9 protein-coding genes are annotated in these 7,660 nt (G+C 66.1%); 4 read left to right on the forward strand and 5 right to left on the reverse strand.

The window, feature by feature from the left end:
- Positions 1-25: 25 nt before the first annotated feature.
- The 3 genes from RT424_RS23090 to RT424_RS23100 all read right to left on the reverse strand — a co-directional run bounded on the left by RT424_RS23090 (position 26) and on the right by RT424_RS23100 (position 2,877).
- Positions 26-709: a MoaF-related domain-containing protein gene (locus RT424_RS23090; protein WP_313443024.1), complete on the reverse strand. Its 684-nt coding sequence runs from the start codon at positions 707-709 to the stop codon at positions 26-28.
- A 68-nt stretch (positions 710-777) separates the two neighbouring features.
- Positions 778-2,199 carry an alginate export family protein gene (locus tag RT424_RS23095; RefSeq protein WP_313443025.1) on the reverse strand — a complete coding sequence of 474 codons (1,422 nt, stop codon included), beginning with the start codon at positions 2,197-2,199 and terminating at the stop codon, positions 778-780.
- A gap of 27 nt (positions 2,200-2,226) precedes the next feature.
- A complete protein-coding gene (locus tag RT424_RS23100; protein WP_313443027.1) occupies positions 2,227-2,877 on the reverse strand; it encodes a hydrolase in 651 nt (216 codons plus the stop codon).
- Positions 2,878-3,025: 148 nt separating this feature from the next.
- Here RT424_RS23100 and RT424_RS23105 point away from each other — a divergent pair, with 148 nt between their 5' ends.
- Complete coding sequence (locus RT424_RS23105) at positions 3,026-3,907, forward strand: LysR family transcriptional regulator (RefSeq protein ID WP_313443029.1); 882 nt, start codon at positions 3,026-3,028, stop codon at positions 3,905-3,907.
- Between the two features lie 186 nt (positions 3,908-4,093).
- Entirely contained in the window at positions 4,094-5,812 is a 1,719-nt protein-coding gene (locus RT424_RS23110) for a monovalent cation:proton antiporter-2 (CPA2) family protein (protein WP_313443037.1), read from the forward strand.
- A gap of 24 nt (positions 5,813-5,836) precedes the next feature.
- Here the strand turns inward: RT424_RS23110 and RT424_RS23115 are convergent, their stop codons facing one another.
- Both RT424_RS23115 and RT424_RS23120 read right to left on the reverse strand, forming a co-directional pair.
- Entirely contained in the window at positions 5,837-6,040 is a 204-nt protein-coding gene (locus RT424_RS23115) for an SDR family oxidoreductase (protein ID WP_313443031.1), read from the reverse strand.
- A gap of 58 nt (positions 6,041-6,098) precedes the next feature.
- Positions 6,099-6,377 carry a hypothetical protein gene (locus tag RT424_RS23120; RefSeq protein WP_313443033.1) on the reverse strand — a complete coding sequence of 93 codons (279 nt, stop codon included), beginning with the start codon at positions 6,375-6,377 and terminating at the stop codon, positions 6,099-6,101.
- Between the two features lie 198 nt (positions 6,378-6,575).
- Here RT424_RS23120 and RT424_RS23125 point away from each other — a divergent pair, with 198 nt between their 5' ends.
- Positions 6,576-7,481: a tyrosine-type recombinase/integrase gene (locus RT424_RS23125; RefSeq protein ID WP_313443035.1), complete on the forward strand. Its 906-nt coding sequence runs from the start codon at positions 6,576-6,578 to the stop codon at positions 7,479-7,481.
- A 4-nt stretch (positions 7,482-7,485) separates the two neighbouring features.
- Positions 7,486-7,660, forward strand: a 175-nt coding sequence (locus tag RT424_RS23130; RefSeq protein WP_313443039.1) for a transposase zinc-binding domain-containing protein, incomplete at its 3' end; no start/stop codon positions are given.

Consider the following 7,660-nt stretch of genomic DNA (forward strand, 5'->3'; position numbering starts at 1 on the left):
GCGAAACTGTCGATACCGATTTCCATCATAATGCACCCTCAGTCGGATCGAACATCGCGACGCCGCCGGGCGGGGCCGCGATCTCGTCCTGCAAGACGTCCCAATGCTGTGCGAGCCTGCCATTCGCGATGCGGAACAGGTCGACCACCACCTGCGGCACCAGCGCCCAGCCGCTGATCCGACCGTGGATGGCGACGAGATCACCCTGCGCGATCACTAGGCCTGGCTCGTACCAGACGTCCTCCGACAGCCCGGCGATGATTGCCTGCAACTCGTCGGGGCCCTGCCGGATGTGCGGGTTATGCTGGACGTAGTCGGGAGCGTAGAGCCGCTCTACCGCTGAGGCGTCGCGGCGCTGGAACAGGGAGGTCATCGCATCAAGGACCAGCGCCTTGTTGCGTTCCGGCCGATGGTCGGACGCGCGATCCGCCGGGCGCGTGATCGTGATCGGGCCGCTCATGCGCAGGAACTGGCCGTCCGACAGGGTGATGAACGAATGGACGACGCCGCGATCGTAATCCCGGACGTTCGTGACGGTCGCGCCATCCGCCTCCTGCCAGCTTACCGCGAAGATGCCGTTGCCCAGCGGCACGACCGCGATCGCGACGGTTTCGGTCCGGGCGTGCGGCCCCTCGGCGATCGCGAAGGCCAGCTCAGCCGTCGATCGGAGCGTCACGTGGACGGTAAAGCTCGGGTAGGCGACGGTCATCGCCTGCCCGACGGGGAAGTCCTCAAGTGACAATATTGCTACTCCCGTGTGCGTGTGGTTGGATCTCGTCAGAACCGGAAGGTCGCCGCGGCCCCTGCGACGCGCATCACGCGCGCCGGCCCCGTCTCGCGGATGAAACGGCCCGGATCGAAGGCGCTCACCGAGGCGGATAGATTGAGTTCGGCGGTCGCCTGCCAGGCGACGGCAAGCTCGATCTGCTTACCGATGAACCGAGCGTCGCTGTCTCCCCCGCGCCGCACGAGGATGCCGGGGATGTTGTACAGGCCGTCTTTTGTGCTCTCGCGCCAATAGGCGACGCCGGTCAGTGATAAAGCGACGTCACGATGCGGGTGGAGCGTGGCGGACGGCTGGAGGTGGATCAGGTTGCGGGGGCCGACCGGCGATTGCGCCGCGAAATATTTGCCGCGCGGGAACAGTGGGTTGAACGTGCCGAGGGTGCGGTCGTAGGGATCGTCATCGCCTGAGATCACGTCGAGCGTGAGCGCCAATTCGGGCTTCAGCGCCATCTGCGTGAAGCGGTGGCCCAGTTCTCCGCCGACGCCGCATGCGGCGACGCGACCGTCGGCGAAGCGCCCGCGCTGGATGACGCCCTCGATGTTCCAGTGCCACCGCTCGTCGTCGCCGAAGATCCGGCCGCCGATGCTATGGACGACCTGACGGCCCATGCCGACATCGAACACAGCATGCCGATCACGCAGGCCGAGGTAATAGAGGTCGAAACCGCCGGTCTTCGCGGTGTTCAGCCATTGCGTCGCGTACACGCCCCACAGGGCCTTCTGCGACGACGAGGCATCGTTGAGATCGCCGGGCCGCGTCTCGACCGGACGAACCCAGAGCGCGCGGAGCTGCCGGGTATCGTCGCCTACCGTCGCGTCGAGCCCGTCGAACGCCTGCGGCACGTTCGGGCCATAACGCGTATCGACCAGCCGCCCCGCCCCGAGCGAGATCAGCTTGCGCCCGGCCAACACTCGCAGCGCGGTGCCGGCAATCCGCAGATCGACCTCGGCAAAGGCCTGCAACATGTCCGCCCCGGTCGTGTCGACGGGCGCGCGGGGGCGATCAGTGCCGGTGATGGCGGTGACGATCGGCTGGGCGAACAACCGCACCTGCCCGACATGCAGGTCGGCATAAGGCATTGCGCGGTGCCAGACGTAGTCGTCGTCCGGCAACGCCCCCCATTCGTGGTTCTCATACCCTTCGTAGCGCGAGCGCAGCTCGATGCCGGTAGTGAGGTACGTGCTCCCACCTTCATCGAGCAGGATATATTTGAACCGCTCGCTCCCGTGGCCGGTCCGCTCGCCTGGATCGGCGAGACGTGACCAGTCCTCCGGGTAGCGCTCGATCGTGAGCGTCGGTGCCTGCTGGACATCTGTGCGGACCTGCGCGTGCGCCACGCTCGTGGTGCCCAGCACAACGCAGGAGAAATGGGTGACGAGCCCCGGCAGCCCGATCGCTGCGGCGATGCGCATCGCGCGGCCCGTTACCCGAAGCGCGGCTTATTCCGCCGCGCCGACCGGCGTGTTGAGCAATTGCTGCTCCCACATATAGGCGATGCCGCTGCCGCCGCAGTGCTGGATCAGGATTTCGGGCAGCAGCGCCGCGGTTTCCAGACGCGCCCAGTCGCGCTGCCATTCGGAGCCGACCGCGATCCATGTCATCATGTTCACGCCCGCCGCGATCATGCGCTGGATCGCAACCTCATGTGCCTCCAACGAGGTGCCGCCCGAGGCATCCGTGACGACCGTCACGTCCCAGCCTTCGCCCGCGGCCTGGATCGCCGGCATCGCGACGCATACTTCCGTCCAGAGCCCGGCGATGATCAGCTGCTTGCGGCCGGTCGCCTTCACCGCATCGACGGTCGGCTTGTCTTCCCACGTGTTGATGAAGGTGCGGTCGATCACCTCCTGACCGGGGAACACGTCGGTCAGCTGCTTGAACAGCAGCCCGCCGCGATCGGCAATGACGCTGGTCAGGATCGTCGGCACGTTGAACGCCTTGGCCAGCTTCGCCAGCGCGGTGGTGTTGTTCACCACTGCCTGCGGATCATGGCTGTTCAGATTGGCGAGCTGATAGGGCTGGTGGTCAATCAGGACGAGCACCGAATCTTCGGGACGCAGCAGGAAATCGAGGCCGTTGCGGAGGGTCATGATCTGTCCTTTTTGCCGTTGAGGTCGTGAGACGTTTGGCGGGCGACATGCAGGGGCTGCGATGTCTTGATGGACACTGCCCGACCCCCTTGTGCTACGATAGCGCCCGAACTCGGGACACTGTGTCGCGCAAACGGGAACGATCGTGATGGATATCGAGGAACTGCGCACCTTCGTCGAAGTCGCGGACGCGGGCGGCGTCACGGCGGCAGCGCGCCGTCTGGGGGTGGCGAAATCGATCGTCAGCCGGCGGCTCGCGCGGTTGGAGGCGGACCTGGGCATCCAGCTGCTCGCCCGCACCACGCGCGGCGCGGCGCTGACCGAGGCTGGCGCGATCTTCCGCGATCATGCCGCCCGCGTCTGTACCGAGATCGACATCGCGCGCGAGACGATCCTGCCCGCCGGCGAATTGCGCGGCCGGCTGCGCATCGCCGCGCCGCTGTCGTTCGGCCCGACGCATTTCGCGCCGGTGCTCGCCAAGCTGGCTCAGCGCCACCCGCAATTGCAGATCCAGACCAGCTACACCGATCGCTTCGTCGATCTGATCGCCGAAGGTTTCGACTGTGCGATCCGCGTCGGGCACCTCACCGATTCCACCTTGCTCGCCCGCCGCGTCGGCACGACGACCGCGACCTATGTGGCCAGCCCCGCTTATATCGCGCAGCACGGGGCGCCGGAGACACCCGAGGAATTCGTGACGCATGAGGTGGTCATGCAGGGCACCGAGACCTGGATGGCGATTGACGGCGACCGCATCGTGCCGCTGAAACCACAGGGCCGGTTCAAGGCAGACAATGCCGTCGCGCTGGTCGCGGCCGCACTCGAAGGGATCGGTCTCGCCGGCATCCCGACGGAGCTGATCACCGAGCATCTGGCCACTGGCGCGCTGGTGCCGGTGATGCCGCGCTACCCGCCGCCGGACCTCGGCATCTATGTGATCCGCCCGCCCGGGCAGCATCCGGCGCGCAAGATCCGCGTGCTGACGGAGATGCTGGTCGATTGCTTCGGTCATTCGGCCGTCGCGGGCTGAGCGTTCCGCGTTTCGAAACGCAGTATCTCATGCCCTGGCCCTACCCACCGCGTCCGGCGGATGGCAGAGGACGGCGATATCGCCCGCGACGGGCGACTCCTCAGGGTAGCGGACGAAGCAGCATGAACGAACGACAGCATGGCTGAGGCCAGTCTCGGCCAGACGATCGGGCCGGCGGTGGCGCTGATGGGCGCGGCCGTCGTGGCGGTGCCGCTGTTCCGGCGGCTCGGACTGGGTTCGGTGCTCGGCTATTTCGCCGCAGGCGTGCTGGTCGGGCCGTTCGTGCTGGGGCTGTTCACCGATGCGCAGGCGATCCTGCATTTCTCCGAACTGGGCGTAGTGATGTTCCTGTTCGTCATCGGACTGGAGCTGCGGCCGCACAAATTATGGGCGATGCGCGGACAGATCTTCGGGCTCGGGCTGGCGCAGGTGGCGCTGGCGATCGCCGCGCTGGTGCTGACCGGCGCGCTGCTGTTCGGCCTGCCGCCGGCGGTCGCCTTCGTCGCGGGGGCGGGCTTTGTCCTGTCCTCCACCGCGGTGATCATGTCGGTGCTGCAGGATCGTGGCGAGATGTCGACGCCCGGCGGTCAGCAGTCAGTGGCGATCCTGCTGTTCGAAGATCTGATGATCGTGCCGCTGCTCGCCGTGGTCGCCTATCTCTCACCGCTGTCGCACGGCGAGGCCGGGTGGACCGACATCCTGATCTCGCTCGGTGCGCTGGTGGCGCTGCTCGGCGTGTCGCGCTGGGGGCTGAACCCGTTCTTTGCGCTGCTCGCCCGCGCACGCACACGGGAAGTGCTCACCACCGGCGCCTTGCTGGTGGTGCTGGGCGCGGCGCTGCTGATGGATGTCGCCGGGCTGTCGATGGCGATGGGCGCGTTCCTCGCCGGGGTGATGCTGTCCAGTTCCAGCTATCGCCACCAGATCGAGAGCGACATCGAGCCGTTCCGCGGTCTCCTGATGGGGCTGTTCTTCCTCGCCGTCGGCATGTCGCTCGACCTTGCGGTCGTGGCGCGCGAATGGCGTCTTCTGCTGGCGCTGCTGGCGGCGTTCACCGTCGCCAAGGGCTTGGTGGTGTTCGGCGTGGCGCGGCTGTTCGGCAGCACGAGCCGCAGCGCGCTTCACCGCACCTCGATGTTCCTGCAGGGCGGCGAGTTCGCCTTCGTCCTCTATGCCGCGGCGACCGCCGGTGGGGTGATCGACGCGCGAGAGAATGCGCTGTTCGCCACCGTCGTGATCCTTTCGATGGCGCTCACCCCGGTGCTGATGATCGCCGCCGACCGGCTGCTGGCGGGCGAAGCCTCGATGGAGGGCATCGACGAGGCGCGCGATCTGAAGGGGCGGATCCTGCTGATCGGCTTCGGCCGCTTCGGGCAGATCGCCTCGCAGGCGCCGCTGTCGAAGGGCGTGGACCTCTCCGTGATCGACAATGATCCCGATCGCATCCGCGAAGCCGCGCGCTATGGCCTCAAGGTGTTCTTCGGCGATGGCGCGCGGCTCGATACCTTGCACCATTCGGGCGCGGGCGAGGCCGATGCGATCGTGGTGTGCGTCAACGATCCCAAGGCGGCGCTGAAGATCGTCGAGCTGGCCAGGCACGAGTTCCCGCAGGCGCAATTGCTGGTACGCAGCTACGATCGCCACCATGCGATCGAGCTGATCCAGGCGGGCGTCGACCGGCAGATCCGCGAGACGGTGGAATCGGCTTATTTGATGGGCGCGGAGACGTTGCGCGCGCTCGGCTTCGACGAGGGCGATGTGGAGGAGGCGGCGAACGATATCCGCCGCTGCGACACGCAGCGGCTCGACGAGCAGATGCAGGGCGATGCCATGTCGGGCGCCGACCATCTCCACACGAAGCCGGTGCCCGAGCCGCTGACGAAGACCGTCTCGCGCGTGGCCTGAAAGCCGCGCGCGAAGGCTGGCCGCTCAGGTCAGCGCGCCGCCGACCATATTGAGGATCGCGCCGGTGATCTCGCGCGCTGCGGGCGTCGCGAGGAACGCGACCGCCGCGCCCACATCCTCGGGCTGCCCATAGCGGCCGAGCGGGATGAGGCCGAGCTGATAGGCGGCGGTCTCGTCGTCCTGCGGGTTCACAGGCGCCGTGAGCGAACGCCGGATCGTGGCTGCCACCTGAAGCTCATGGGATTTAGTCCATCCCGGAGGGTCGGCCGGCCCTCCGGAAAGCTGATCAGGCAGCATCGACCATGACGATCTCACTATCCTCCAAAGCGGTGACGCGGATCACATCGACATCCTTGATCGCGTCGCCGTCGCGGGCGTTGATCTGCACGTCGTCGATCCTGATCGTACCAGTCGCGGAGACGAGATAGCCGAGATGACCAGGATCCCAAGTGGACTCGGTGTTTCCCGACCTAAACAGCAGGTGACGGCACAAGCGGACGTTCAAATTACGACGGTTGAACGGCGTAAGCTGGTCGACACCTGCCAGATTGCGGACCGTCCGCACCTGGAGCGCTGAAAACGGGTGCTGAGCGTCTTACAAGGGTCGCGTGCTGCCGGAGGCCGAACGCCGCGTCGTGGGACTTGGACGAACCCGCTCCGCGGGAGGGGTGTTTGGGGTGAGGTCGCGCCGTAATTGCCAGACGTTGGTTGGGGCGGAGTCGCCATGAGATTGTGAGGTTCCTTCAACGCAAAGGAACTCACCATGGACACTACGATTATGTCGGCCCCCACCGGTTCGCTGCGCCAGCGGATGCTACAGGATATGAAGCTTCGAGGACTCGGGGTGCATACGCAGCAGGACTACATTCGCCACGTACGATCCTTCGCCGCGTTTCTGGGCCGCCCTCCCGACACCGCCAACGCAGAAGACCTCCGGCGATTTCAACTCGACCAGCATCGGCGCGCCGTTGGACCGGCGACTATCAACGCCGCAGTATCGGCTCTGCGCTTCCTCTTCACCATGACGCTCAAGCGGTCGGAGATTGCGCTGGGTCTTTCCGTCATACGGTGTGAACCCAAGCTTCGAGATGTCCTGAGCGTCGAGGAGGCCGCACGACTGATCGAGGCAGCCCCAGGCATCAAGTACAAGGCCGCCTTCAGCGTGGCTTACGGCGCAGGTTTGCGCGTGTCCGAAGTCACCCACCTCAAGGTTGGAGACGTCGACAGCGAGCGCATGATCATCCGTGTCGAACAGGGCAAGGGACGCAAGGACCGTAACGCCATGCTCTCACCGCATCTGCTGGATCTGCTCCGGCAATGGTGGCGCGAAGGCAAGCGCCGCGGAGTGATGTTGCCCCATGGATGGCTGTTCCCGGGTCGCAATTGCACGGATCCGATCTCGGCGCGCCAGTTGAACCGCGCCGTGCATGAGGCGGCGGAGTTCGCCGGGATCCACAAGCGAGTGAGCCCGCACACATTGCGCCACTCGTTTGCCACTCACCTGCTTGAGCAAGGTGTGGATATCCGCGTCATCCAGGTGCTGCTAGGCCACACAAACATCGACACCACCGCCATCTATACCAAGGTTTCGAGCAAGACCATGCGGGCGGTGGCCAGCCCGCTCGACCAGATTGTGGCCTTGATGGAAGGTAGAGCACCTCCCGGTTAAGCCGGTGCGCATCTCGCTCGAGGTCGCCGATATCTTCCGTTGTGCCGGGCCCGCGTATCGCGCAGCCCATGCCGGGCATCTCAGTCTCGGCCAGCTCAAGGTCATGACGGCCATCGAGAACTGTCGCACCGCCGCGCTGGGCGGTCACATCGAGGCCTGCGACGACTGCGGGCACTGGC

The sequence above is a fragment of the Novosphingobium sp. genome (assembly GCF_032093395.1).
GTDB lineage: Bacteria > Pseudomonadota > Alphaproteobacteria > Sphingomonadales > Sphingomonadaceae > Novosphingobium.

What these genes read in the sequence shown, in the direction of transcription:
- RT424_RS23090 (WP_313443024.1), bottom strand. Translation starts at nt 709, where the DNA reads ATGACCGTCGCCTACCCGAGCTTTACCGTCCACGTGACGCTCCGATCG.
- RT424_RS23095 (WP_313443025.1), bottom strand. Translation starts at nt 2,199, where the DNA reads ATGCGCATCGCCGCAGCGATCGGGCTGCCGGGGCTCGTCACCCATTTC.
- RT424_RS23100 (WP_313443027.1), bottom strand. Translation starts at nt 2,877, where the DNA reads ATGACCCTCCGCAACGGCCTCGATTTCCTGCTGCGTCCCGAAGATTCG.
- RT424_RS23105 (WP_313443029.1), top strand. Translation starts at nt 3,026, where the DNA reads ATGGATATCGAGGAACTGCGCACCTTCGTCGAAGTCGCGGACGCGGGC.
- RT424_RS23110 (WP_313443037.1), top strand. Translation starts at nt 4,094, where the DNA reads ATGGGCGCGGCCGTCGTGGCGGTGCCGCTGTTCCGGCGGCTCGGACTG.
- RT424_RS23125 (WP_313443035.1), top strand. Translation starts at nt 6,576, where the DNA reads ATGGACACTACGATTATGTCGGCCCCCACCGGTTCGCTGCGCCAGCGG.